General features: G+C 28.3%; 31 protein-coding genes. 15 read left to right on the plus strand and 16 right to left on the minus strand.

The window, feature by feature from the left end; translation table 11 throughout:
* Position 1: 1 nt before the first annotated feature.
* On the minus strand, positions 2–1078 hold the full coding sequence (locus AMN95_RS00660; RefSeq protein WP_075522080.1) for an FAD-dependent monooxygenase: 1077 nt from the start codon (positions 1076–1078) through the stop codon (positions 2–4).
* A gap of 61 nt (positions 1079–1139) precedes the next feature.
* On the opposite strand from AMN95_RS00660, the gene AMN95_RS00665 reads away from it, so the two are divergent.
* Together AMN95_RS00665 and AMN95_RS00670 are read left to right on the plus strand one after the other, a co-directional pair.
* Positions 1140–3230 carry a DNA translocase FtsK gene (locus tag AMN95_RS00665; RefSeq protein ID WP_075522081.1) on the plus strand — a complete coding sequence of 697 codons (2091 nt, stop codon included), beginning with the start codon at positions 1140–1142 and terminating at the stop codon, positions 3228–3230.
* Positions 3230–3781 carry a LolA family protein gene (locus AMN95_RS00670; protein ID WP_075522082.1) on the plus strand — a complete coding sequence of 184 codons (552 nt, stop codon included), beginning with the start codon at positions 3230–3232 and terminating at the stop codon, positions 3779–3781. The genes AMN95_RS00665 and AMN95_RS00670 overlap by 1 nt, the downstream gene beginning before the upstream one ends.
* On the opposite strand, the gene AMN95_RS00675 is transcribed toward AMN95_RS00670, so the two are convergent.
* Genes AMN95_RS00675 through hisB form a run of 7 tightly spaced genes read right to left on the minus strand, consistent with a single transcriptional unit; the run spans position 3778 to position 7608 of the window.
* Positions 3778–4281: a GNAT family N-acetyltransferase gene (locus AMN95_RS00675; protein WP_075522083.1), complete on the minus strand. Its 504-nt coding sequence runs from the start codon at positions 4279–4281 to the stop codon at positions 3778–3780. The genes AMN95_RS00670 and AMN95_RS00675 overlap by 4 nt on opposite strands.
* Positions 4278–4643 (minus strand): histidine triad nucleotide-binding protein, encoded by a 366-nt coding sequence (locus AMN95_RS00680; RefSeq protein ID WP_075522084.1) that lies wholly within the window; start codon positions 4641–4643, stop codon positions 4278–4280. The genes AMN95_RS00675 and AMN95_RS00680 overlap by 4 nt, the downstream gene beginning before the upstream one ends.
* Positions 4640–4912 (minus strand): phosphoribosyl-ATP diphosphatase, encoded by a 273-nt coding sequence (gene hisE / locus AMN95_RS00685; RefSeq protein WP_075522085.1) that lies wholly within the window; start codon positions 4910–4912, stop codon positions 4640–4642. The genes AMN95_RS00680 and hisE overlap by 4 nt, the downstream gene beginning before the upstream one ends.
* A gap of 1 nt (position 4913) precedes the next feature.
* Complete coding sequence (gene hisF / locus AMN95_RS00690) at positions 4914–5669, minus strand: imidazole glycerol phosphate synthase subunit HisF (RefSeq protein WP_075522086.1); 756 nt, start codon at positions 5667–5669, stop codon at positions 4914–4916.
* Complete coding sequence (hisA, locus tag AMN95_RS00695; RefSeq protein ID WP_075522087.1) at positions 5662–6378, minus strand: 1-(5-phosphoribosyl)-5-[(5-phosphoribosylamino)methylideneamino]imidazole-4-carboxamide isomerase; 717 nt, start codon at positions 6376–6378, stop codon at positions 5662–5664. Before hisA ends, hisF begins: the two co-directional genes overlap by 8 nt.
* 7 nt (positions 6379–6385) lie before the next feature.
* Positions 6386–7012 (minus strand): imidazole glycerol phosphate synthase subunit HisH, encoded by a 627-nt coding sequence (gene hisH / locus AMN95_RS00700; RefSeq protein ID WP_075522088.1) that lies wholly within the window; start codon positions 7010–7012, stop codon positions 6386–6388.
* Between the two features lie 5 nt (positions 7013–7017).
* Positions 7018–7608 (minus strand): imidazoleglycerol-phosphate dehydratase HisB, encoded by a 591-nt coding sequence (gene hisB, locus AMN95_RS00705; protein WP_075522089.1) that lies wholly within the window; start codon positions 7606–7608, stop codon positions 7018–7020.
* An 88-nt stretch (positions 7609–7696) separates the two neighbouring features.
* On the opposite strand from hisB, the gene hslV reads away from it, so the two are divergent.
* Both hslV and hslU read left to right on the plus strand, forming a co-directional pair.
* Positions 7697–8212: an ATP-dependent protease subunit HslV gene (hslV, locus tag AMN95_RS00710; protein WP_075522090.1), complete on the plus strand. Its 516-nt coding sequence runs from the start codon at positions 7697–7699 to the stop codon at positions 8210–8212.
* Positions 8212–9585, plus strand: coding sequence for an ATP-dependent protease ATPase subunit HslU (gene hslU / locus AMN95_RS00715; RefSeq protein WP_082256642.1), 1374 nt, complete (start codon positions 8212–8214; stop codon positions 9583–9585). The genes hslV and hslU overlap by 1 nt, the downstream gene beginning before the upstream one ends.
* Here hslU and AMN95_RS00720 read toward each other — a convergent pair.
* On the minus strand, positions 9580–9993 hold the full coding sequence (locus tag AMN95_RS00720; protein ID WP_075522091.1) for a Smr/MutS family protein: 414 nt from the start codon (positions 9991–9993) through the stop codon (positions 9580–9582). The genes hslU and AMN95_RS00720 overlap by 6 nt on opposite strands.
* Positions 9994–10590, minus strand: a complete 597-nt coding sequence (locus AMN95_RS00725) for a Tim44/TimA family putative adaptor protein (RefSeq protein ID WP_075522092.1) — start codon at positions 10588–10590, stop codon at positions 9994–9996.
* Between the two features lie 57 nt (positions 10591–10647).
* On the opposite strand from AMN95_RS00725, the gene AMN95_RS00730 reads away from it, so the two are divergent.
* Complete coding sequence (locus tag AMN95_RS00730; RefSeq protein ID WP_075522093.1) at positions 10648–11073, plus strand: FxsA family protein; 426 nt, start codon at positions 10648–10650, stop codon at positions 11071–11073.
* Complete coding sequence (locus AMN95_RS00735; RefSeq protein WP_075522094.1) at positions 11057–11479, plus strand: protein-export chaperone SecB; 423 nt, start codon at positions 11057–11059, stop codon at positions 11477–11479. The genes AMN95_RS00730 and AMN95_RS00735 overlap by 17 nt, the downstream gene beginning before the upstream one ends.
* Here AMN95_RS00735 and dnaQ read toward each other — a convergent pair.
* From dnaQ to AMN95_RS00760, 5 genes are read right to left on the minus strand one after another with little or no spacing between them, the layout of a single operon-like run.
* Positions 11472–12137 carry a DNA polymerase III subunit epsilon gene (gene dnaQ, locus AMN95_RS00740; protein ID WP_075522095.1) on the minus strand — a complete coding sequence of 222 codons (666 nt, stop codon included), beginning with the start codon at positions 12135–12137 and terminating at the stop codon, positions 11472–11474. The two genes, AMN95_RS00735 and dnaQ, sit on opposite strands and share 8 nt — an antisense overlap.
* On the minus strand, positions 12138–12707 hold the full coding sequence (gene coaE, locus AMN95_RS00745; RefSeq protein ID WP_075522096.1) for a dephospho-CoA kinase: 570 nt from the start codon (positions 12705–12707) through the stop codon (positions 12138–12140).
* On the minus strand, positions 12707–13546 hold the full coding sequence (gene aroE, locus AMN95_RS00750; RefSeq protein WP_082256643.1) for a shikimate dehydrogenase: 840 nt from the start codon (positions 13544–13546) through the stop codon (positions 12707–12709). The genes coaE and aroE overlap by 1 nt, the downstream gene beginning before the upstream one ends.
* Positions 13539–14126 (minus strand): Maf family protein, encoded by a 588-nt coding sequence (locus AMN95_RS00755; RefSeq protein WP_082256644.1) that lies wholly within the window; start codon positions 14124–14126, stop codon positions 13539–13541. Before AMN95_RS00755 ends, aroE begins: the two co-directional genes overlap by 8 nt.
* Positions 14123–14944, minus strand: coding sequence for a pyruvate, water dikinase regulatory protein (locus tag AMN95_RS00760; protein ID WP_075522098.1), 822 nt, complete (start codon positions 14942–14944; stop codon positions 14123–14125). The genes AMN95_RS00755 and AMN95_RS00760 overlap by 4 nt, the downstream gene beginning before the upstream one ends.
* A gap of 269 nt (positions 14945–15213) precedes the next feature.
* Between AMN95_RS00760 and hemE the strand changes: the two genes are divergently transcribed.
* From hemE to AMN95_RS00805, 9 genes are all read left to right on the plus strand, one after another.
* A complete protein-coding gene (gene hemE / locus AMN95_RS00765) occupies positions 15214–16215 on the plus strand; it encodes a uroporphyrinogen decarboxylase (protein WP_075522099.1) in 1002 nt (333 codons plus the stop codon).
* Positions 16215–17249, plus strand: coding sequence for a ferrochelatase (hemH, locus tag AMN95_RS00770; protein ID WP_075522100.1), 1035 nt, complete (start codon positions 16215–16217; stop codon positions 17247–17249). The genes hemE and hemH overlap by 1 nt, the downstream gene beginning before the upstream one ends.
* Positions 17242–17673 (plus strand): protoporphyrinogen oxidase HemJ, encoded by a 432-nt coding sequence (gene hemJ / locus AMN95_RS00775; protein ID WP_075522101.1) that lies wholly within the window; start codon positions 17242–17244, stop codon positions 17671–17673. The genes hemH and hemJ overlap by 8 nt, the downstream gene beginning before the upstream one ends.
* A gap of 64 nt (positions 17674–17737) precedes the next feature.
* Entirely contained in the window at positions 17738–19006 is a 1269-nt protein-coding gene (rho, locus tag AMN95_RS00780; protein ID WP_075522102.1) for a transcription termination factor Rho, read from the plus strand.
* A gap of 41 nt (positions 19007–19047) precedes the next feature.
* Positions 19048–20379 carry a tRNA uridine-5-carboxymethylaminomethyl(34) synthesis GTPase MnmE gene (mnmE, locus tag AMN95_RS00785; RefSeq protein ID WP_075522103.1) on the plus strand — a complete coding sequence of 444 codons (1332 nt, stop codon included), beginning with the start codon at positions 19048–19050 and terminating at the stop codon, positions 20377–20379.
* A gap of 116 nt (positions 20380–20495) precedes the next feature.
* Positions 20496–22367, plus strand: coding sequence for a tRNA uridine-5-carboxymethylaminomethyl(34) synthesis enzyme MnmG (gene mnmG, locus AMN95_RS00790; RefSeq protein ID WP_075522104.1), 1872 nt, complete (start codon positions 20496–20498; stop codon positions 22365–22367).
* Positions 22367–23014, plus strand: coding sequence for a 16S rRNA (guanine(527)-N(7))-methyltransferase RsmG (locus AMN95_RS00795; RefSeq protein WP_075522105.1), 648 nt, complete (start codon positions 22367–22369; stop codon positions 23012–23014). The genes mnmG and AMN95_RS00795 overlap by 1 nt, the downstream gene beginning before the upstream one ends.
* Positions 23011–23805, plus strand: a complete 795-nt coding sequence (locus AMN95_RS00800) for a ParA family protein (protein WP_075522106.1) — start codon at positions 23011–23013, stop codon at positions 23803–23805. The genes AMN95_RS00795 and AMN95_RS00800 overlap by 4 nt, the downstream gene beginning before the upstream one ends.
* Positions 23805–24647, plus strand: a complete 843-nt coding sequence (locus AMN95_RS00805) for a ParB/RepB/Spo0J family partition protein (RefSeq protein ID WP_075522107.1) — start codon at positions 23805–23807, stop codon at positions 24645–24647. The genes AMN95_RS00800 and AMN95_RS00805 overlap by 1 nt, the downstream gene beginning before the upstream one ends.
* Here the strand turns inward: AMN95_RS00805 and holA are convergent.
* A partial coding sequence (holA, locus tag AMN95_RS05605; protein WP_075522108.1) for a DNA polymerase III subunit delta occupies positions 24631–25409 on the minus strand: 779 nt, incomplete at its 5' end. The two genes, AMN95_RS00805 and holA, sit on opposite strands and share 17 nt — an antisense overlap.

Below are 25409 nucleotides of genomic sequence, written 5' to 3' on the forward strand. Positions count from 1 at the left end.
TTTAAGATCTTAAGCCCTTGTCGGCAAATTTTTGAAGAGACGAATTGATAAATTTATTCTTCCCTAAAGCATATATTGATTTGCTTAATATGTCTGAGTTTATTTTACTTTCAAAATTAAACAATTCATAAATTAAATCGATACCAGATGAAAATAAGAAATTTTTATCTTGTGAGTTAATTGTAAAATCATGGCATATTGATCTATCTATATCTAGTCCTAAATTCATTTTTTTATCAATTAAACTTGATAAGAGATTAATATCTCTTAATGACATATTAAATCCTTGACCGGCTAATGGATGAATAGAGTGTAATAAATCACCAAAAGCAAGAATATTATCCTTATAGTATTGTCTTAAATTTGAAGCTTTAAGCTTAAAACAACTACATTCATCAATTTTTTTTATATCGTACATGGGATTATATTTATGAATTAATTTTTTTATTTCAGAAATTTCAATTTTATTTCTTGATTTAAAAGAATAAACTACAGATGTTTGGTTTTCTGAGATTGGCAAAAATGCTATTGGTCCATTTTTTGTAAAATATTGAAATGCTGTATTATTATTAGTTTCTTTATGAAAAATAATAGTTGTGTAAGCAAAACTATTATAATTCTTTTCTAGTCTTCTAAAAAAAAATTTTTTTGTGATTTCATGTTTTGAGTTACAATTTATAATCAAATTATACTTCTGTTTGATTAAATTTTTATAATCATTAACTTTTTTAAATCTTATTAATTTACTTTTTTTCAAATTCTTAAATAACAATTTTTGTAAATTAAAATTTTTAACTATTGAAAAAATTTGTTTGTTGTTTTTAAAATTTAAAATTTCCTCTTTTAAATTTTTTTCTGTATAGACCTTAATATTACGAATATTCCACAAAATATTATTTATATTCAATATTTCCTTATTAAAATAATCAGCATTAGACTTGGAAATCCCTAAAGTTCTTGATTTATCATATTTACTATTTTCTTTTCCTGATAAAATTTCTACTAATATATCTTTTTGAATTAGCATTTTTGCCAATGTTAAGCTAACTAAGCCGTCACCAATAATACAAACTTTCATAACAAATTAATTTTAACAATAAAAATATGATGATACAAAGTGTTAAATTTGATTCATTAAAATGAATATTAAAAAAATAACAAAAATAGTACTCAAATTTACAATAAATAGATTGATCGAAATATTAGGTACATCTGTATCTCTGATTGGTTTTTTGCTATTTATAGCTTTAATCTCATATTCTCCTGATGACCCGAATTTTATATTTCCAGAAAACACTGAAATTAAAAATTTTTTAGGTTTTCAAGGTAGCTATATTTCGGATTTATTCTTTCAATCAATTGGGATCATGTCATACCTCGTATCAATATCACTTTTTATAACTGGAATTAATATGTTCAGAGGAAAAAATATTTTTCTAATAATTGAAAATAATTTTTATATAATTCTTTATTGTATTTTCGGTACAATATTTTTAAATTTTTTTTATAAAAATACTTTTGAATTATATATAAATGGAAATGGTGGATTTGTAGGGGAATATTTTGTTGATTCCTTTTTTGTTAACTTAATAAACTTTCAAAAAACTTTTTCTTATTATTTTTTAATTTTAATTACAATTGGATTATTTTTGATTAGTGTTAATTTTAATTATAAAAAATTTTTACTTTTTTTAAAAAAAATTTTTAATTTTATTAGTAGAAAAAATACCAAATCTTATACTGATAAAAGCGAAATTATAAGTGAGTACATACCTCAGGATGAAATTAAAAATTTAATACAAGAGGATTTACCATTTATAAAAGCGGAAAAAATGAAAGAAAATGAGAAAACAAAATTCAAACTCCCAAATTTAGATTTACTAAACACTCCAAGTAAAAAAGAGAGAGAAGAAACAAGTAAAGTTGTCAGTTATGATCCTGAATTTCTTGAAAAAATCTTATTAGACTTCGGTGTAAACGGAAGTATTAAAAAAGTAAGTCATGGACCAGTTGTAACACTAAATGAATTTGAACCTGCTGCAGGCGTAAAAGTATCAAAGATAATTAATCTTTCAGATGATATAGCAAGAAACACTAGTTCGGAGTCTGCGCGTATAGCTACCATACCAGGAAGCAATACTGTCGGCATTGAATTACCAAACAATTTAAGAGAAAATGTTTATTTAAGTGAAATTTTGGATAAAACTGAATTTAAGAAAAAAGATATTAAATTACCAATTGCGCTTGGAAAAAATATATCTGGCACTCCTGTAGTGGGAGATTTAGCTTCAATGCCTCATTTATTGATTGCCGGTACAACAGGTTCAGGAAAATCAGTTTGCATTAATACGATTATTCTATCTCTTTTATATAAACATACACCTGAAAAATGTAAGTTTATTTTAATAGACCCAAAAATGTTAGAACTGTCTACTTATGAGGGTATCCCACATCTTATTTGTCCAGTAATAACTGAGGCTAAGAAAGCTGCATCTGTCCTCGGTTGGGTAGTAAAAGAAATGGAGAGTAGATATCGCTTGATGACGAAAGAGGGAGTGAGAAACATTGATAGTTATAATGTAAAACACAAGTTACCGATGCCCTACATAGTTGTCGTAGTTGATGAAATGTCTGATTTAATGCTTGTGGCTGGAAAAGAAATAGAAAATTATATTCAAAAATTATCCCAAATGGCTAGGGCAGCTGGAATACATATAATTATGGCCACTCAAAGACCAAGCGTGGATGTAATAACTGGAACAATAAAAGCTAATTTCCCAACTAGAATTTCATTTCAAGTTACATCTAAAATAGATAGTAGAACAATATTAGGAGAGCAAGGTGCTGAGCAATTATTAGGTAAAGGCGATATGCTTTATATGTCATCTGCAAATAAAATTTTGAGAATTCATGCTCCATTTGTGTCAGATAACGAAATAGAAAAAATTAATAACTTTATAAGATCACAACAAGAACCGGATTACGTGGATGAAATTTTAAATTTTGCAGATGAAAAAGAAATAGGAGATGGACTTAAGAATAATAATGATAAAGATGAACTTTATGAAACAGCATTGGAAATAATTAAATCTGAAGGTAAAGCCTCTACTTCCTTTTTGCAAAGGAAATTGCAAATTGGGTATAATAGGGCTGCTCGAATTATTGATATGATGGAGAGTGAAGGTGTGGTAAGTAAGGCAAACCATGTTGGTAAAAGAGATGTGCTTTGATGAAAAGGTTTTTTTTATTACTTATTATTATTAATTTTCCTAATTTAGGACTGGCGGCAATCAAGGATAAAATAATAAATAATTTAAATAGTATTGAAAATTTAAGCTTTAAATTTGAACAAAATATTAATGGTAAAATTGAAACAGGAGATTGTGTTATTCAGTATCCAAAAAAAATTTTCTGTAGATATGATAAATTAAACAATAAAATTTTAGTTTCTAATGGTACATCTCTTGTAATTAAGACAAACAACGGAAATTATTATCGATACAGAATAGAGAGAACGCCGTTAAATTATATACTTGATAAAAATTTTTTGATTCAAGAAATACAAAATTTAAAAGAAAGAGTTGTTGATAATAAATTTGTTAATTTTACATTTTTTAAAAATGAAAATGAGATTAATATATTTTTTGATGCACAAAATTATGAATTAATTGGTTGGCAAACTTTAGATATATATCAAAACTTAAATATTACTTACCTGTATACTATTAGAAAAAATCAAATATTAGAAAAAAATTTTTTTAAACTTCCTCCTATAAACTAAATTCTAATAGTTTCTTTTTTGTAAATTTTCATACCTCTTGCTAAATAGTTATCTAATGCGTTCTTATGATCAAGAGAACATGTATGAACCCAAACTCTTTTAACATCCTTTTTAAAAGATTTTTTTATTGCTGTAGTGAGCATATAACCGCCTAGTTTTTTATTTTGATATTCCTCTAATAGTCCAAAATATGCGATTTCTATCTCTTGAAGCTTTGAATGAAATATCAGCTCAAAATATCCTGCCAAATCATCTTTAACCTTTAGAATATATGTATCTAATCTAGGATCAGATGAATATTTAATCCAATCTTTTTCTGACCAGGTCAGACGATCAATCCATTTATGTTTTTTTCCAACATTTTTATAAAAAAATTTATTAATCTGAAAATCATCTGGTTTTACAATATGTGTGGAACATTCTACCTGTGGAGAAACACTTTCAATTAAACAATTGATTGATTTAATCTCTAAATAATTACGAACGATAGTCTCTTTCACACAACCATTTTTCCCACTTTTTCGCCACCAAATAGGTGAAAGTGTAAATGAGGAACTTCTTGTCCCCCATCTTCATTAATATTAGCTAATGCCCTATATCCCTTCCCTGTATCAACTGAAATCCCAAGTTTCTTTGCTACAATATTAATTCCTTTCAATAATCCAACCATTTCTTTTGGTGATGCATTTACACAAAAATCATCCAAATCAATATATTTCCCTTTTGGAATTACTAATGCATGAATTTTTTTTTGAGGATTAATATCATGAAAAGATAAAACAAAATCATCTTCATAAATTTTTTTACAAGGAATTTCTCCCCTCAAAATTTTTGCAAAGACGTTGTTATCATCGTAACTCATTTTTTTCTTTTATTTAATTCATCCATAACATCTTCAATTTTTACCTCATTAGCCTCTAAATACATTATCAAATGATAAAAGACATCTGCAGCTTCATGAATTGTGTTTGAATTATTTTCAACAGCTTCTATCAACTCATTTATTTCCTCGAGAACTTTTTCTTTACTTAAAGACTTATCGCTAAGTAATTTATTTGTATAAGATCCATCTACAGGCGATTTTTTTCTTTCCCTCGCAAGATTAAATAAATTTTCTAACGTACTAAGCATGTCAAATTCTAACAGGTATTCCTTTTGAGTCCAAATATTCCTTCGCTTCTTTTACTGAATGTTTTCCGTAATGAAATATAGATGCAGCAAGAACGGCACTAGCTTTTCCTAATTTTATTCCATCAACTAAGTGATCTAAATTACCTACACCACCTGAAGCAATTACCGGAATATTTACTTTTGATGAAATTTTAGACATTAGATCAATATCATATCCAACTTGTGTTCCATCTCTATCCATAGAAGTTACTAGTAATTCTCCTGCACCATTGTCTTCCATCTGTTTTGCGTACTCTAATGCATCAATACCACTATTATTTCTTCCTCCATGAGTAAATACTTCCCACTTATCCTCATTTTTTTTTGCATCAATTGCAACTACAATACATTGGGATCCAAATTTTTTTGAACTATCAATAACAACTTTTGAATTTTCAACTGCAGCAGTATTTATGGAAACTTTATCTGCACCACAATTTAGTAATTTGTAAATATCCTCCACACTTCTTATGCCACCACCAACTGTTAGAGGTACAAAACATTTCTTTGAAGTTTTTTCTACAACTTCATAAATAATAGCTCTATTTTCATTTGATGCAGTAATATCAAGAAAACAAATTTCATCTGCCCCACCATCACTGTAAATTTTTGCTTGCTCAACGGGATCTCCGGCATCTTTTAGATCCACAAAGTTTATTCCTTTAACAACACGTCCATTTTTTACATCTAAACAAGGAATTATTCTTTTTTTAAGCATCTTCTTTTACAAGCTCTTCTAATTTTATATCACCATCATAAATAGCTTTACCAACTATTATACCCTCAACATTTTTTAAATTCTTTGCTTTTTTAATGTCATCTATTGACGAAACTCCACCAGATATAATTACTGGACAATTTGATATCTCAGCAACTTTTGCTGTTTCATCAAAATTTGGGCTTAGTTTCGAGCCATCTCGGTTAATATCAGTATAAATCAATCTACTAACTCCATAATCATTAACCTCTTTTAAATAATCTAAAGTCAATTGATTAGATTTTTCTGTCCATCCAGATACCGACAGATAACCATCTTTAGCATCCAAACCTAAGGCAATTTTATTTGGAAATTTTTCACATGCTTCTTTTAAAAAGTTTTTATCTTTTATTGCAGCACTTCCTAAAATTGTTTTCTCAGCACCTGCATCAATATATCTTTGAATACTATCAAGATTTCTGATTCCACCACCTACCTCGACTTTTAAATTAAATTTGCCAACTATATTCTGGATAATATTTAAATTAACTGTTTCACCATTTAAAGCTCCATCTAGATCTACAATGTGTAAATTTTTAAAACCATAATTTTTATATTTACTAGCTTGTTCAACTGGAGACATTTCGTACTCAGTTTTATTTTCAAAATCTCCCTTTACTAACCTTACACATTTTTTATCTTTAATATCTATAGCCGGGAATATTTTCATATTTATTTTATAAACTTATAAAATTATCAATTATTTTAAGTCCCATCTTATCACTTTTCTCTGGGTGGAATTGAGTTCCAAAAATATTTTCTTTTTCGACAGAGCAAACAATATTTGTTGAATAATCTGTTGTCGCTAAAATCACTTTTTTATCCTCTGGTATAAATTCATAGCTATGAACAAAATACATATGAGAATTATTTTCTACATCTTTAAAAATTTTACTATCTTTTACAATACTGATTTGGTTCCAGCCAATATGAGGAAGTTTATATTTACCATTTTGATTATCTATTTTTGCAACTTTTCCTGAAATCCAACCTAACCCTTCAGTTTCAATTTCTTCGTAACCAATATCAGCAAACATTTGTAAGCCAACACAAATCCCGAGAAGAGGTTTTTTATACATTATTGCAAATTCATTTAATGTATCTGAAAGTCCATTAATTTTATTTAAAGCTTCTACACAGCTTTTAAATGAGCCCTGCCCTGGCAAGACTACTTTATCACTCAATTTAATTTTATTTAAATCTGAAGTAACCTCAATATTTACTTTATCTTGAGCAACTTCTTTAAAAGAATTTATTACAGAACTTATATTACCAGAATTATAATCAACAATTGTGACCTTCATCAAACTTATAATGAACCTTTAGTGGATGGAACGCTCTTTTTATTTCTAGGATCCAACTCTAATGCTGCTCTTAAAGATCTTGCTAATCCCTTATAACAAGACTCGATAATATGATGACTATTATCACCATAAATATTTTCTATATGCAAAGTAATACCAGCAGATTGTGAAAAAGCCTGAAACCACTCTTTGAATAACTCAGTATCCATTTCTCCTAGTTTCTCAACTTTTAATTTTACTTTCCAAATTAAATAAGGTCTATTTGAAACATCAATTGCAACACGAGATAATGTTTCATCCATTGGTATCATAGAATGCGCATACCTTTTAATTCCTATAAATTTTTTGGCTGCTTTTTTCAATGCTTCTCCTATAGCTATACCTGTGTCTTCTGTAGTGTGATGAAGATCAATATGAGTATCTCCTTTTGCTTTTACTTTTAAATCAATTAAAGAGTGTTTGGATAATTGTTCAAGCATGTGATCTAAAAAACCTATTCCGGTGTCAACTTGATACTTGCCCTTACCATCAATATTTAACTCAACACTAATGCTAGTTTCTTTTGTTTTTCTAGATACTTTCCCTTTTCTGGTCATATATTTTAGAGGTATACAGACATAATCCACCTATATCAATATTTGTATCTGGACTTGAAGTATCAAAATTAATTACCATTTATTGTTTATGACAACAATTGTTTTAGTTAGAAAGAATAACGAAGTAGTAGTCGCTGGTGACGGACAGGTTAGTATGGGAAATACAGTCGTTAAAAGTACTGCTTCAAAAGTGAGAAAAATTGAAAAAAGAGATGTAGTTGCTGGATTTGCGGGATCTACTGCTGATGCTCTAACTCTATTTGAAAGATTAGAGGGTAAACTTGAGAAACATGCGGGAAATTTGTCTAGAGCCGCAGTAGAGCTAGCTAAGGATTGGAGAACTGATAAATATTTAAGAAGACTAGAGGCTCTTATGGCTGTAGGAGATAAAAATAATAGTTATATAATTTCTGGGACTGGTGATGTTTTAGAACCCGAAGGAGATGTTATTGGAATTGGTTCAGGGGGTAACTATGCTTTAGCAGCAGGAAAAGTTTTAATGGAAGGAAAAATGTCAGCAGAGGAAGTTGCAAAAAAGGCAATAAAAGTTGCTGCTGATATTTGTGTATTTACAAACGATAATGTAAAAATTGAGAAAATATAATGGAAAATCAAAACGTAACACCTTTACATCCTAAAGAAAAAAATAAAAAAGAAGAAGCTTCTTTGGTAAGCTCTCTTTCACCAAGAGAAATAGTTTCAGAATTAGATAGGTTTGTTGTAGGTCAGAATAAAGCAAAAAAAGCTGTTGCTGTTGCTTTAAGGAATAGATGGAGAAGACTAGCGCTTAAAGGTGAGATGAAAAATGAAATTTTACCCAAAAATATTTTGATGATTGGTCCAACTGGAGTTGGTAAAACAGAGATTTCTAGAAGACTTTCTAAACTTGCAGAAGCGCCTTTTGTAAAAGTTGAAGCCACAAGGTTTACAGAAGTTGGTTATGTTGGAAGAGATGTTGAACAAATAGTTAGAGATTTGATTGAAATCGCAATATCTATGGAAAAAGTTAAGAAAAGGAAAGAAGTTTTTACAAAAGCACAAAAAGCTGCTGAAGAAAAAGTCTTAGATGCTTTAGTGGGTAAAAAAGCAAGTTTAGCTACAAGAGAAAGCTTTAGGAAAAGACTTAGAAATGGTGATTTAGATGACAATGAAATAGAAATAGCAGTAAGTGATACTGGTTCTGGTGGAACATCATTTGAAATACCAGGTATGCCTGGAGCTAATGTGGGAATGATTAATATTGGAGAGATGCTCGGTAAATCTATGGGCAATAAAGAAAAAAAAAAGAAAATGACCGTAAAAGAGTCTCATGAAATTTTGATAAACGATGAATCTGATAAATTAATTGAACAAGACAAAATAATAAAAGCTGCAAAATTATCTACTGAAAATAACGGAATTGTATTTTTAGATGAGATAGATAAAATCTCAGCAAGAACTGATAGAGTAGGTGGTGATGTATCAAGAGAAGGTGTGCAAAGGGATTTGTTGCCATTGATTGAGGGAACTACTGTAAATACTAAACACGGACCTATAAAAACAGATCATATTTTATTTATTGCATCAGGAGCATTTCAACTTGCGAAACCATCAGATTTATTGCCTGAACTTCAAGGTAGATTGCCTATTAGAGTTGAGTTAGAAGCTCTAACAAGCGAAGATTTTAAAAGAATTCTAAGAGAACCAGACTATAGCTTAATAAAACAATATGTTGCGCTTCTTAAAACTGAAAATGTGAATTTAGAATTTTCTGATGATGGAATAGACACTATTGCAAAAATTGCATCTGAAGTAAATGCAACTGTTGAAAATATTGGCGCCAGAAGACTTCACACAATAATAGAAAAAATTTTAGACGATATAAGTTTTACAGCTACTGATAGGGCGGGTGAAAAAATTATCATTAACAAAGAATATATAAATAAAAATTTAGATACTCTTGTAAAAGATACTGATTTATCAAAATTTATTTTATAATTTTTTTTTTAAGAAAATATAAAAAGCACCGCTACCGCCATCTTTGATTTTAGCTTCTTTTATCTCAATAATCTTTTTCATCAAATTAAAGTTATTTTTAATAAATTCTGGAACGGAATTTTTTAATATACTCAAATCTTTTGAAATATAAGGATCTTTTTCAACATCTGAATGGAGACCTTTGCCAGTCACAACAACAATTTTTGTAACCCCATTTGTATGTGAGTCATTAATAAATTTTTCAATAGTTTTATTAGCCTCTCCTAATGTAAAACCATGTAAATCAATACGCTTAATTTTTGTGGTTTTACCCACTGACGAATCTAAATCTTTGTTAGGTAATTTTTCATCATTAGATAAGAACTTTTCCCAATCCTTCTTATCTTTTTCTGAAATTTTATCGTTCAACTATGTAAGCGTATCTACTAATTGCCAGTTAGGATTATTTGATCTGGTGTCTCTCGAAAAAACCCATGTATCATAAATTTTTTTTATTTTTTCAGGATCGCCTGAAATAATTTTTTTATCTATATCTCTAATACAAGTGATCACTTCACTTACGAAATCTACTGTCACATTTAATGTTTTATCTAACATTTTATGTTCTTTAATTTTAGCTGATTTAACTCCTATAAAAGTTATTTCAGCATAATGACCTCTTTTACTTCTTTCCTTAAGAGCAGCTTCAAATTGATCATGAATTTTATTGCTTAACAAAGGTTTGCTAGCTATCAATTTATTATCATTATCACTAAAGTCAGTTATGATTGTTTCATAAGCAATTTTAGCTCCTTTTAAAAATTCTTGTTGAGCTTTGTGATCAAAATTTTCTTTTTTAAAGATTTTTTGATCGCTTTGAATATTATTTAAAACTTTTTCGAATTGTGAGGGAGGTTCTCCTTCAAAACCAGTTCTTTTTCCTAAAATGCCTCTCAATCTTAAAAAAATGAACCCTGCGATCATCGCAAGTAATATTATATCTATGTATTCAAAACTATAATTCATTACCTAAATGTAATTACTATGTTGATTAATTTCAACTAACAATTACATTAAAGACAAATGAACTCAGTTTTATTATCAATTATTTTAATTCCAATTTTAGAAATTTACCTTTTTATTAAGATAGGCTCTCAAATTGGCGCTTTTAATACAATTTTGCTAATATTTGTTACTGCATTTATCGGCGTATATTATGCAAAGTATGAGGGTTTAAATACTATTAAATCAGGTTTCCTTCAGATGATTAAAAATGAAATCCCTGCCTATGAAATAATTTCAGGAGCAGCTATAGCTTTTGCAGCTGTCCTTTTAATTATACCAGGCTTTGCCACGGATTTTTTGGGTTTCTTATTTATATTTCCTATAACGAGAAAATTAATATTTGGAAAATTTTCAAAAAAATTTAAGGATACTAAAGAAAAAAAAAATGATTTCATTGAAGGAGAATATGAAGATATAGAAGACAATGATGACAGAAAAGTTTAAAATTTTAGCAAATTACATTAAAGATATGTCAAGTGAAACACCGGACATTGAAACTTTTTTATTTGTAAAAGAAAATATTTCTAAATACCAGTTAAATATTGACATTAATTCTAAAGCTTTAAAGGATAAACTAGTTGAAATAAATACTACTCTTAAATTTGAAGATAAAGAACCTAATCAAAAAAAATCACATTATGAAATAGTTTATGCTACGATAATTAAAGTAGGAGATGATATTAAGGAAAAAAAAGAATTAGAAAAAATAATTCTTTGTGATGTACCATCACAAATTTATCCTGATTTAGAAAAAGCTTTTTTAAATCTAATTCACAATTCAGGTCACCCTGGTTTGAAAATTGAAAAAAAAATAGATTTTAACAAACTGTATAACGAACGGTTTAATTAAAAAAGTTTTTTTTTAAGTTTTTTTTCAAAAAAAGATTATGTTTAACTAGTTCCTCTGGAGAAGGATTTATAATTTTTTTACAGTAATCAACATTTTTATTTTTTAAATCAAAATGTTTTTGCTCCGGTTCGTTAAATTCAAGCATTGGTTCTTTTTGATCAATCAAATTTATATAAACTTTTGATAATAAATCACAGTCAATGAGAGCGGTATGTTGTACTCTTTTAGAGTTATCGATCCTGTATCTTTTACATAGAGCGTCGAGACTTATTCCAGAGCCTGGAAACTTGTCTCGAGCCAAAACAAGTGTGTCAATTACTTCGTTATTAATTTTATTTATTCCAAGAAGTTTTAATTCATTATTAATATGACCTAAATCAAATTCAGCATTATGTATAATTAACTTTTTTCCTTCAATAAAATTTAAAAATTCTTGAGCAATTTCTTTAAATTTTTTTTGTTTAGACAAAAAATCGTCAGAGTAACCATGTACCTTGAAAGCTTTTTCTGATACCTTTCTTTCAGGATTTAAATAACAATGAAATTTATTTTTTGTTGGAACTAAGTTATTAAGCTCGATACATCCAATTTCAACAATTCTATGGCCCTCTTTAATTGATATACCTGTTGTCTCTGTGTCTAATACTATTTCTTTCATTTATATAATTTGACTTAAAATATTTTTAATGGCTCTTTTAACAGATTTATCAGTAAAATCATTTTTTATAATAAATTGAGATTTATTCTTTTTATAATTCAGTGGTAACTGAATATTTTTAAACTTTTTATAAAGTTCTTTATTATAATTATTCCTATTTTTTAATCTTTTTAAAATTTCAGATTTTTTTGACTCAACGAAAACTAGAATATCTTTCTTACTATTGATCTTATTTTCTAATAGAAGAGGAATATCTAAAACGACTATCTTTTTATTTTCATGTTTTTTTAAAAAAACATTCATCTTCTTTTTTATTTCGAGATGAACAATTTTTACTATTTTTTTCAAATTGTCTTTATTAAATAATATTGCTCTTGTAATTTCATTTTTACTGATTGGAAAAGAATAAATAAATTTAGGTAGAGATTTTTTAAGTTTTTTAAAAACTTTAATATCATTTTTATATAACTTACTTACCTCATTATCAGCATTAAATACTGGATATCTAAAGCACCTGGCTATGTAACTTTTTCCTGATCCAATATCACCTAAAATTCCAATTTTGATCATTAATCCAATAATTTAATTACTTCATCATTAATTTTAGGACTAACACCTGTCCACATTTTAAAAGCCAAATGCGCTTGCCACAAAAACATCATTTTTCCATTCATAGTTTTGTTTCCCCTAATTTTTGCCTCCTTAAGAAAATTTGTTTCTCTAGGGTTGTAAATTAGGTCGTAAAACAAGACTTCTTTTTTATTTATATAATCACTAAAATCAAAATTAATTTTTTCATCTTTTTTCAAACCGACACTGGTTGTATTTATGACCAAATCACATAATTCACATTTTTTCTCCCAGTCAATAATTTCTATAGTATCTTCTTTAATTTGAAGAATACCAGGTGCTGTATCCCATAATTTTTTTAACTCTTCTGCTTTTTCTCGCGTTCGATTGGTTAAATAAATTTTTTTAGCTCCATTAATTTTGATAAAACTTGACAAAATGGAAGGAGTAACACCTCCTGCACCAATTATTAAAACTTTTTTATTTTTAGAAAACCAATCATTTTTCACTAAACTAATCTCAAAACCTTGTTGATCTGTGTTGTATCCAACAACTTTATCATTTTCTTTAACTAATGTATTTACAGATTTGGTCAACTGAACATCTTGTGGTGCATCGTCAATATAATTAAATATTTCTCGTTTAAAAGGAACCGTTACATTTACACCTTTTATTTCTTCCTTTTTAATTTGTTCAACTATTTTTTTTAGATCACCCTTCTCTACTTTTTTCTTTTCATAAATTGAGTCAGAAAATCTATATTTTTTAAACCAATAATTATGTAAAAGTGGAGATAGAGAATGATCTATTGGATTGCCAATTACTAGATATTTATTCATAATTTTTTAGATAATCCTTAATTTTGTCAATTGGAAGGCCCATTATAGTATTTTCGTCTCCTTTTATATCTGTAAATAGTTTTCTTCCCTCACCTTCAATTTGGTAAACATTGTAAGCATATAAAGCTTCATCTGATATTTTGGATAAATATAACTTAAGTTCATCATCAGAAAAATTTTTCATAGTTAATATTGCTTTGTCAGTATAATTCCAGATCATATTACCACCTCTAGATATACATACTGAGCTTATTAAATAATGTGATTTATTGTTAAGTAATTTTAAAATATCAAATGCTTCAGTTCTATTATTTGGTTTTGATAAGATGCTACCATCTAAATCTATAACACTATCAGCTCCAAGCACCATATAATCTCTATATTTGGCGCTTACTTTATTTGCCTTTAACTCTGCTAAATTTTTTGAAATTATCTCTGGTGAGGCGTTTTCTTTACTTAATGATATTTTTACAGTATCTTCATCAACGTTTGATGGTATCACATCACAACTTATACCATTTGAATTTAAAATATTTTTTCTTACTTTGCTTTTTGAGGCTAAGATAATCTTATCCATCATTTTTGACTATAAATTTCATAAATTTTAATTACTGAGGCAGCTGTTTCTTCAACAGATTTTCTTGTTACATCAATAGTTGGCCAACCATATTTTTTGAAAGTTTTTTTTGCATTATCAATTTCTTTTTGAATATTTTCTATATTTGTATATTTTTTATTTTCTGTTTCCTTTAAAGAATTCATTCGATTTTTCCTTAAATCTACTAATCTTTGCGCTTCTGTATTTAATCCAATAACACAACTAATTTTAGGATCACTTTTTAATATTTTTGGTATTGAGTTTTCATTTACTAATGGGATATTAGAAGTTTTATAACCTTTATTTGCCAAGTAAATAGAAGTTGGTGTTTTGCTAGTTCTACTAACGCCTAATAAAACAATATCTGACTTACCCACATCGTTTAATAAATTTCCATCATCATGGTTCATTGTAAATTGTATAGCTTCTATCCTCTGATAATATTCTTCATTTAATACGTGTTGTCCACTTGGCTCATGAGAGGCTTTTTGATTTAGTAATTTAGAAAAACTAAGTATTAAATTTCCTAAAACACCAAAGCATGGAAGCCCTTTGTCTTCGCTTTGATTTGCAAGAAATTTAGCTAAGCTGTTGTCAACTATTGTATATAAAATAATTGAATTTTTGTTTTTTTTAGCATTACCTAATATTTTTATAATTTGGTTTTCCGTTCTAGTAAAAGAATATGAATGAACTTTGTATTCGATATTTGAAAATTGTGCTTTTAAAGCTAGAAAAATTCTATCTAATGTCTCACCAGTTGAGTCAGAAATAAGATAGATTTGAAAGGTTCTGCTCATGAAAAAAATGTTAGTTTTATTGTATTAATTCTTAAAATCTCTTCATTATTTTAATATTATCTTAAAACTTTTTGTAAATAACTTATATTATTAACAATAATAAACATGTTAATAAAATTATACATTTTTTAAGTAAAACTAAATTAGTAAGTAAAACTTACGTTTTTAGATCAATTAATATGAATAAATAGTTAATAAAAAGTGTGTAAAAATTAATTATCGTAATTCACAAGATATAATACTAATACAATAATTATATATATAATATTATGACACCTATAACCAAAGTCATTGTTGAAAAAGATACTAAAATAAATCCTATATGGATAATGAGACAAGCCGGAAGATATCTTCCAGAATTCAGAGAAATTAGAAAACAAAATCAAAATTTTATTAATTTATGTCTAAATAAGGAATTATCGGCAGAGATCACATTACAGCCACTGAAAAGATTTAATCTTGATGCTGCGATAATTTTTTCTGACATTTTGATATTACCTTATGGTTTGAATCAGAAGGTAGAATTTAAAAAAGATTTTGGTCCATTATTGGGAGAGTTAGATCTTAATCAAATTTCAAAAATAGATGAAATTGATTTTGTCCAAAAAATTCTACCAGTTTATAAAGCAATAAATTTAGTTAGTAATCATAAACTAACAAAAAATAAAAATACTATTGGTTTTGTTGGTGCTCCTTGGACATTATTAGTGTACATGATTAATCAACAATCACCTAAAAAAAAATTAAAAGATAATTTTTTTAAAGATGAGTTTCTAATAAATAGAATTCTATTAATCATAGAAAAATTTTTAAAAATTCATATTAAAAACCAAATAGATAATGGAGCAAATATCATTCAAATATTCGATAGCTGGGCAGGACTTTTAGAAGAAAAAGATTTGCCAAATTATGTATATAGCCCAACTTTAAATTTAGTAAATTATGTAAAATCTTTAAATACTCCTGTTATATGTTTTCCAAGGGAAATTAAAAATTATAAAGAATTTTGCGATATTATTAAACCTGATGTAATAAATATAGATTATAATGTTAATCCTAAAGAAATAATAAGAAAAATAGAAATCCCTATTCAAGGAGGACTTGATCCCAAAGTTTTATTAACAGACAAAGAAACTCTAAAAAAAGAAGCTATCAAATATTTAGATATTTTTAAAGATCACCCTTACATTTTTAATCTTGGACATGGTGTGTTACCTGAAACTAATCCTGAAATGGTGGAATATTTAATAAAAATCGTAAAAGAATATTAATGAAAAAAGCAATAATTTTATTTAATCTTGGTGGACCAGATAAATTGCAAAATGTTGAACCATTCTTGTTTAATTTGTTTAATGATCCAGCAATTTTAAATTTACCTGGATTTTTAAGATATCCTTTAGCTAAGTTTATAGCTAACAGAAGAGCTCCAACAGCAAAAAAAATTTACGAAGAACTGGGAGGATCATCACCTATTTTAAAACTTACTAAAAAACAGTCTTCTGCTTTAGAAGTTAAGTTAAACAGTGACGATAAGTCATCAGAATACAAATGTTTTATAGTTATGAGGTGTTGGCATCCAAGAGCAGAAATTGTTATTAAGGATGTAATTGAATTTAATCCAAAAGAAGTAATTCTTGTACCTCTTTATCCACAATATTCAGCTGCAACATCTGGTTCGTCAATTAAAGAATGGAACGATGTTTGTAAAAAAGTTGGTTATAAAATTAAAACAAGCACGATCTGCTGTTATCCAACAGATGAAAGTTTTATTGAAGCTCATAAGATTGAGATCACAAAGAAAATTGATAATTTAAAAAATTTTAAACTAATATTTTCTGCACACGGATTACCTGAAAAAAATATAAAAAAAGGGGACCCATATCAATGGCAAGTAGAACAATCAGTTAATAAGATTGTTGAATCTTTAAATATCAAAAATTTAGACTGGATATTGAGTTATCAAAGTCGAGTTGGTCCTTTAAAATGGATTGGTCCTTCTACAGAAGATATAATTGTAGAAAATTCAAAATTAGGCAAACATATTGTTTTAGTTCCTATTGCATTTGTATCTGAGCATTCTGAAACTTTGGTTGAATTAGATATAGAATACAAAGAATTAGCTGATAAAAATGGCTGTAAAAATTATTCTAGAGTACCGGCCCTGGGAACAAATGAAAAATATATAAAAGCATTGTCTGATTTGATAATAAATAAAGAAAATTACAGTTATAAAGGAGAACTTTTTCCTCCTAAGACACAATGTCCAAAACAATTTAAAAAATGTCCATGTTTGAATTATGAATAGTTATTTATTATTTAAAAGTTTACATCTTATAGCTGTAATTTCTTGGATGGCTGGACTTCTATATCTTCCCAGAATATTTGTTTATCATTCAGAAAATAATAATGAAATCATTACAAATGTATTTAAAACAATGGAAAGAAAATTGTTCTATTATATTATGACACCAGCAATGATATTAAGCTGGTTATTTGGTTTGGTATTAATACATGAGATAGGTTTCGATCAACTGGCTAGTTTGTGGCTTCAATTAAAGCTAATTTTAGTGCTATTTTTGACTGTTTATCATTTTTATCTTGGGTCATTGCTTAATCAATTTAAATTAGATCAGAATGTAAAGACGTCTAAATTTTATCGTTATATCAACGAAGTGCCTACTTTATTGTTAATTTTGATTGTTTTTATAGTAGTTTTTAAGCCAATCTAAGGTTGAATTTTTTAAAATAGTATATATATTTAAATAATTATTAAGTCCTTAATAATACCAAATCATGAACATACAAGAATTAAAACTAAAATCATCTGAACAGCTTATCACTCAAGCAGAGGAATTAGGCATAGAAAATGCTAGCACGCTAAGAAAACAAGAAATTCTTTTTGCTATCCTTAAAAAAGTTGCTGAAAAGGAAGAAATTACAGGTGCAGGTGTTTTACAGTTATTGCAAGATGGTTTTGGCTTTTTGAGAGCTATGGAGTCTAATTATCTTCCAGGACCTGATGATATCTACGTAAGTCCAAGTCAAATAAGAAAATTTGGTTTAAGAACTGGGGATACGGTAGAAGGTCCAGTAAGAGCGCCTAAAGAAGGAGAAAGATATTTTGCTCTATTACAAGTAAGTAAAATTAATTTTGAAGAACCAGATAAATCTCGACACAAAATAGCTTTTGATAATTTAACACCCCTTTATCCTGACAAGCAGTTAGTAATGGAAATAGAAATGGTAAAAACTGAAAAAAAGCCAGACTTGACCCCAAGATTAATAGATCTTGTCAGTCCGATTGGGAAAGGGCAAAGATCAATAATAATATCACCCCCAAAAGCCGGTAAAACAATGATCCTACAGAGTATAGCTAACTCTATAGCCAAAAATTATCCAGAATGTTATTTGATAGTATTATTGATAGATGAACGTCCAGAGGAAGTGACTGATATGCAAAGAACCGTAAAAGGTGAAGTTATAAGCTCTACTTTCGATGAACCTGCACAACGACATGTGGCTGTTGCTGAAATGGTAATAGAGAAAGCAAAAAGACTAACTGAGCATAAAAAGGATGTTGTTATTTTATTAGACTCAATAACAAGATTAGGGAGAGCGTATAATGCAGTAATCCCTAGTTCAGGTAAAGTTTTAACTGGTGGTGTTGATGCTAACGCGCTACAGAGACCAAAAAGATTTTTTGGTGCAGCAAGAAATATAGAGGAAGGTGGTTCATTAACCATTATATCAACAGCTTTAATTGATACGGGTAGTAGAATGGACGAAGTTATTTTTGAGGAATTTAAGGGAACTGGTAATAGCGAAACTGTTCTTGATAGAAAAATTGCTGATAAAAGAATTTACCCAGCTATAGATATAACTAAATCAGGCACAAGAAGAGAAGAATTATTGTTTGATAAAAATGATTTACAAAAAATGAACGTATTAAGAAGAATAATTGCACCAATGGGCACTATGGATGCAATTGAATTTATAAGTTCTAAGTTAAAAGACACAAAGAACAACGCTGAGTTCTTTAATTCAATGAACAAACCAGCCTAATTAAGTTTTCCAATATTGTAGAATAAAAGTTATAATATTTTATGACTATTTATGCTTTATCATCTGGTCCAGGAGTTTCTGGCGTTGCAGTAATTAGAATTTCAGGTTCAGAGACATCAAAAGTAATAAAGTCACTTACAGGAAAGCAAATTCCACAACCAAGAGTCGCTACCCTTCGGAAAATAAACAATATCAACACTTCTGAGCTAATAGATGAAGGGATAATATTGTGGTTTCCAGGCCCTGAGAGCTACACAGGGGAGGATATGGCCGAAATTCATGTACACGGAGGGAAAGCTGTAGTTTTGGCTGTCCAAAACGAGATTTCAAAAATAAAAAATTGTAGATTAGCTGAGCCAGGAGAATTTACCAAGCTAGCATTTCAAAATGGAAAAATAAATTTGCTCAAAGCCGAGAGTATAGCAGATTTGATAACTGCTGAAACTGAAATCCAAAGATTACAAGCTATAAAGATTATGAAAGGAAAATCCTCAGAAAGATTTAATGAGTTGAGAGATAAATTGTTGAAAATTTTATCATATGTTGAGGCGAAAATAGATTTTCCTGATGAGGATCTACCAGAAGATAATATAAAAAAAATAAAAGAAAATTCCTTAGAAGTATTAAATGATATTAATAAAATTTTAAATGATCAAAAGGTAGGAGAAATAATCCGTGAAGGTTTTAAAATTGCAATTGTTGGACCTACAAATGCCGGTAAGTCAAGTTTAATAAATTATTTATCAAATAGAGAAGTTGCTATAGTCTCTGAGATTGCTGGCACAACAAGAGATGTTGTCGAAACACATTTAAATATAGATGGGTATCCAGTTATTATCTCAGATACAGCTGGCATAAGAGATTCAAAAGATGAAATAGAAAAAAAGGGAATAAAATTATCTTTAAAAAAAGCTGAAAATGCTGATCTAAAATTAGTAGTAGTCGATGCTAAAAGCATTGATTTTAGCGGTTTTTTTAACGATTTAATAAAAAAAAATGCGATATTAGTGATTAACAAATCAGATCTTCTAAATAAAAAATTAGATCAAGAAATTTCTAAACATAATCACGTTTTAATTTCATTAAAAGATAACTTAAACATAGATGAGTTGATCACAAAAATTAAGAATAATATAAGAGATAAATTCATAACTGAGGAAGATATTTTAATTACTCGAGAAAGGCATAGACAACATTTAGTACAGTGCGCAGATCATTTGAAAAATTTTTTGGATAAAAATAACAAAAAAGATTTTGATAAAGCAGCTGAGGATTTAAGGTTAGCAACAAGACATTTAGGCATGATTGTTGGAAAAGTCGATGTAGAGGAGATATTAGGCAGTATTTTCAACGATTTTTGTATTGGAAAATAATAAGCATTTTGCTGTATTTTTAGGCCTTTTTTAACCGTTTTCGTTGATAATCAACGCTTATTTAAGCATTAAAACTCAAATCTTGTAAAAATCTTAATCGAATATAAATTTAAACCATGGAAAAAGATTTATCTTTTGATGTAGTAGTAATAGGCGGAGGTCACGCAGGTTGTGAAGCAGCAGCAGCATCTGCACGACTTGGAGCCAACACTGCTCTATTCACTCACAATAAAAATACCATAGGAGAAATGTCATGTAATCCAGCCATAGGTGGTTTAGGTAAAGGTCATCTAGTTAGAGAAATAGATGCTTTAGATGGTGTTATGGGAGAAGTAGCTGACAAATCTGGAATACAATTTAGATTATTAAATAGAAGTAGAGGACCTGCGGTTAGAGGGCCACGAACTCAGTCTGACAGATCACTATATCGTAAATATATGCAAGAAAAACTTGTAAACTACTGTAATTTAAGCATTTTTTCAGATCCCGTAATAAAGTTTATTTTTCAAAATAACCAAATAAGTGGGTTTATAACACTTAAAGGTAACAAAGTGAGTTGTAACAAGTTAATCTTAACAACAGGAACTTTTTTGAATGGTTTGATACATATAGGTGATGAAAGAACCCCTGCTGGACGATTTAATGAAAAACCGAGTACAGGTTTAAGTGAACAGTTAGAAAAGTATAATTTCAAAATTGGAAGATTAAAAACAGGCACACCTCCAAGGTTAGATTCTAGAACAATTAATTTTGAAAATTTGGAAAAACAGTTTGCCGATGAAGATCCATATTTTTTTTCTTTTCTGACCAAAAAAAATCTAAACAAGCAAGTTTCTTGTTCGATGACTTATACAAACGAAAAGGTTCATAAAATAATAGAAAAGAATTTATCTAAAAGTGCAATGTATTCCGGAAGCATACAAGGTGTTGGTCCAAGATATTGTCCGTCTATAGAGGACAAAATAGTAAAATTTGCTGATAAGGCAAGACATCAGATATTTTTAGAGCCCGAGGGTCTAAATGATTATACAATTTATCCTAATGGCATATCTACATCTCTACCTGAGGTTGTTCAATACGAAATACTCAACAATATCAATGGTTTAGAGAATGTAAAAGTGATTAGACCAGGATATGCTATTGAATATGATTATATTGACCCGAGAGAGCTCTTTTTAACATTAGAGACAAAAAAAATAAAAAATCTTTATCTCGCTGGTCAAATAAATGGAACTACAGGTTATGAAGAAGCAGCTGCTCAAGGCCTTATCGCGGGAATTAATGCTTCACTATCTTTAAAGAACATGGAACCTTTTATTTTAGATAGATCAGACGCATACATTGGCGTTATGATAGATGACCTAGTCACTAAAGGTGTTGCTGAGCCTTATAGAATGTTCACATCTCGAGCAGAATATAGACTAAGTCTTAGATCAGATAATGCAGACTTAAGGCTTACTCATAAAGGAATTAAAATTGGTTTAATATCAGAAAATAGAAAGCAACTATTTGAGGACAAATTTGATAAATTAAGCAAAATATCTCTTCAAATGTCTAATTTAAACATATCACCTTCTAAGGCGGATAATTTCGGAATAAAAATAGCGAAAGACGGTGTTTTTAGATCAGCAGAGGAAATTCTTACCCAAAAAAGCGTTGATATGTCAAAAATAAGGAATATTTGGCCTGAAATCGCTGATTATGGTAATGAAATTGATGAGCAGATTGAGATCAACTCTCATTACAGAGGATATTTAAAGAAACAAAAGGCCGATATTTTAGCTTTTAAAAGAGATGAGAATCTCACAATTCCAGAAAATATTGACTATGATCAATTTTCAGGTCTTTCTAATGAGGTTAAAGCTAAATTCAAAGAAATAAGACCAAAAACAATGGGTCAGGCGTTAAGAATTGACGGTATCACCCCTGCGGCTGTATATATTTTGTTGTCACACGTTAAAAGAAAGTCTATTAAGCATATAGCTTAATGGATAATGAAATTTTAAATTCTTACTCTAGACTCAATAATTTAAATGTTTCACGTGAAACATTTTTAGACTTTGAAAACTATGCATCGTTTATTCTTGAAGAAAATGAGAAAATAAACATTATTAGCAAAAATACAGCATCAAAAAAGACAATAATTGATCGACATATTGTTGATTCAGCACAAATAATTGATTTTGTTGATTTAAAAAGCAATACAACCACAGATTTAGGTTCAGGAGGAGGATTTCCAGGGATTATAATAGCAATTATTCTAAAAAACATGAAAAATAATATGAATGTTCACCTTTATGAAAAAAGCTATCGCAAAAGCAATTTTTTGCAAGAAGTTTCAAAAAAATTAAGTTTGAACACAAAAGTTTTCCAAAAAAATATTTTTGAGATAAAAAATGTAGAAACTGGAACTATCATGTCTAGAGCATTTAAACCTATGCCAGTTGTTTTAAATTTGGTTTACGAGAATTTTTTAAAATATAAAAATTTAATTTTCTTTATGGGAAAAAGTGGAAAGAGTGTTTTTGAAAATTCTAAAAAAAATTGGAAACTTGAGTATACAGAAAAAAAAAGCTTAACAAATAAAGATTCATTTTTATTAAATATTAAAAAAATTAAAAAAAAAAATAGATGAAAATTATTTCAATCATAAATCAAAAAGGGGGCGTAGGGAAAACTACTACAGTCATAAATCTTGCAGCTGGATTATCACAACAAAAAAAAAAAATTTTAGTAATTGATCTTGATCCTCAGGGAAATGCCACTACAGGTCTTGGACTATCTAACATGAACAATTCAGACGATACAATATATGGGGTTCTTAATGGAACTAAAGATATCGGTGAGGTTATCAAAAAAACAAATATCGAAAATCTAAACATGATAACATCCAACGTAGATTTATCAGGACTAGAGGTTGAAACTGCCGATGATGGGAATCGCGCATTTATATTAAAGTCCAAATTAACCGCATATTTAAATGATTCTAGAGGATTTTATGATTATGTTTTGATTGACTGTCCTCCGTCTTTGAGTTTACTAACTGTGATGGCATTAGTTAGTTCAGGATCTCTTTTAGTCCCGCTACAAACAGAATTTTTTGCTCTAGAGGGTTTAACACAACTTATGAAAACAATAGAAAGGATAAAAGTTAGTTTAAATCCAGATTTAAAGATTAGAGGAATTTTGCTAACTATGTATGATAAGAGAAACAAACTTTCGTCTCAAGTCGAACAAGAAGCTAGAGAATATTTTAGAGAAAAAGTCTACTCGACCGTTATCCCGCGGAATGTCAGATTATCAGAAGCACCTTCACATGGTGTACCAGTGTTAATTTATGATAAATCTTGTCCTGGTAGTAAATCCTATTTTAGTTTTACTGATGAATTTATAAATCAAGAGTCGACAATTGGGAGTGTTGCATAATGGATAAAATAAAAAAAGGTCTCGGTCGTGGGTTATCCTCATTAATAGGAGAAACAAAAGTATCTGAAAAAAAAAACCAGCTTTCAATATCAGATTTAATTCCAAATAAATATCAACCACGAAAAAATTTTGATGAGGAAAATTTGAAAGACCTAACCAATTCTATTATTGAAAGAGGAATAATTCAACCAATCATTGTTAGACGATCAACTAATATACAAAATAAATTTGAAATTATTGCAGGTGAAAGAAGATGGCTTGCTGCTCAAAACGCCGGATTGCATTATGTTCCAGTTGTAATTACTGAAGCTGATGATTTAAAATCCTTAGAATTTGCGATTGTTGAAAATGTTCAAAGGCACGACTTAAATCCATTAGAAGAGGCGCAGGGTTATAAAAGATTAATTGATGAATTTAATTATGATCAAGAAAAAGTTTCCAAATTTATAGGAAAAAGCAGAAGTTATATTACGAATTGTTTGAGATTATTATCATTGCCTGTTGAAGTTATTAAATTAATTGAAAACAAAAAAATTACATCCGGACATGCAAAAGTCTTAGTTGGTTTAGAAAATGCCTTGTTTGTTGCTAATAAAATTATTGAAAAGAAATTATCTGTAAGACAGGCTGAAAATTTTGTAAAAATATTTAAAAACAAGAAAACTAAATCTAATATCTCCAAAGATGCCAATATTAGAGACTTAGAAAGATCTATTTCTGATAAAATTGGTCTCAGCGTTACTATTAAAAATGACAAAAGAAATAGAGGTAGTATTTCTTTTTCTTATAAACAAATTGATCAGTTAAATAAGATTATAGAGATCATTAAGGCGAATTATTAGAGTTTTCTAAACTTTCAATTATAAAATTATTGAGTATTAGATTTGATATTTGAGAATTTCTTTTTATCAAATTTTCTAAATCATTTATTTTTGTAATAAATACATTTATTTCATCTAATGATAGAATTTTTAATTGTTGTTTAATTATATCTTTGTCTTTCCAAAATATTGGAGGTTTGAATAATGATATAGCATTATCAACGTTTGAAACATCATTTATATTTTCTTTCAATTTTTTCAGTCTTTTAAGCTTGTATAAAAAATTTCTTATAATAATAATGTTGTCCTCAGCAGAGGAATTATTTTCATTTAAAATGTCAAAAGTTTTCTTTTTATTTTTGATTAGACATTGGTCAGTTAGTTCTGAAATACTATGATTTTCAGCTAAATTAGTGATTTTCAATATTTCTTCCTGATTAATTTTCTTATTTAGTTCACAATAGTTTGAAATTTTAGATAATTCATTTTTGAGTGCAACTCGGTTAAATTTTGATCTTTCAATTATTAAATTTATATTTTGATTAGAAATATTTATTTTTTTTTCTTTAAAAAAATTTTGTACTAAAAATAGGAGTGATTGATGGTTATCTTCATAAAAAGCAGCAATGATAGTATTTTTGTCTTTTTCAAAAAATGATCTTAGTTTAGATTTTTTATCCAAAGCCCCAGCTTTTATAACTATTTTAATATCTTTTACATTTTGAACTATAATTTCTTTTATCAGATTTAAAATTTTATCTGAGGACCTATTTATTATTATAA

This window comes from Candidatus Pelagibacter communis (genome assembly GCF_001180185.1).
Classification (GTDB): Bacteria; Pseudomonadota; Alphaproteobacteria; order Pelagibacterales; family Pelagibacteraceae; genus Pelagibacter; species Pelagibacter ubique_F.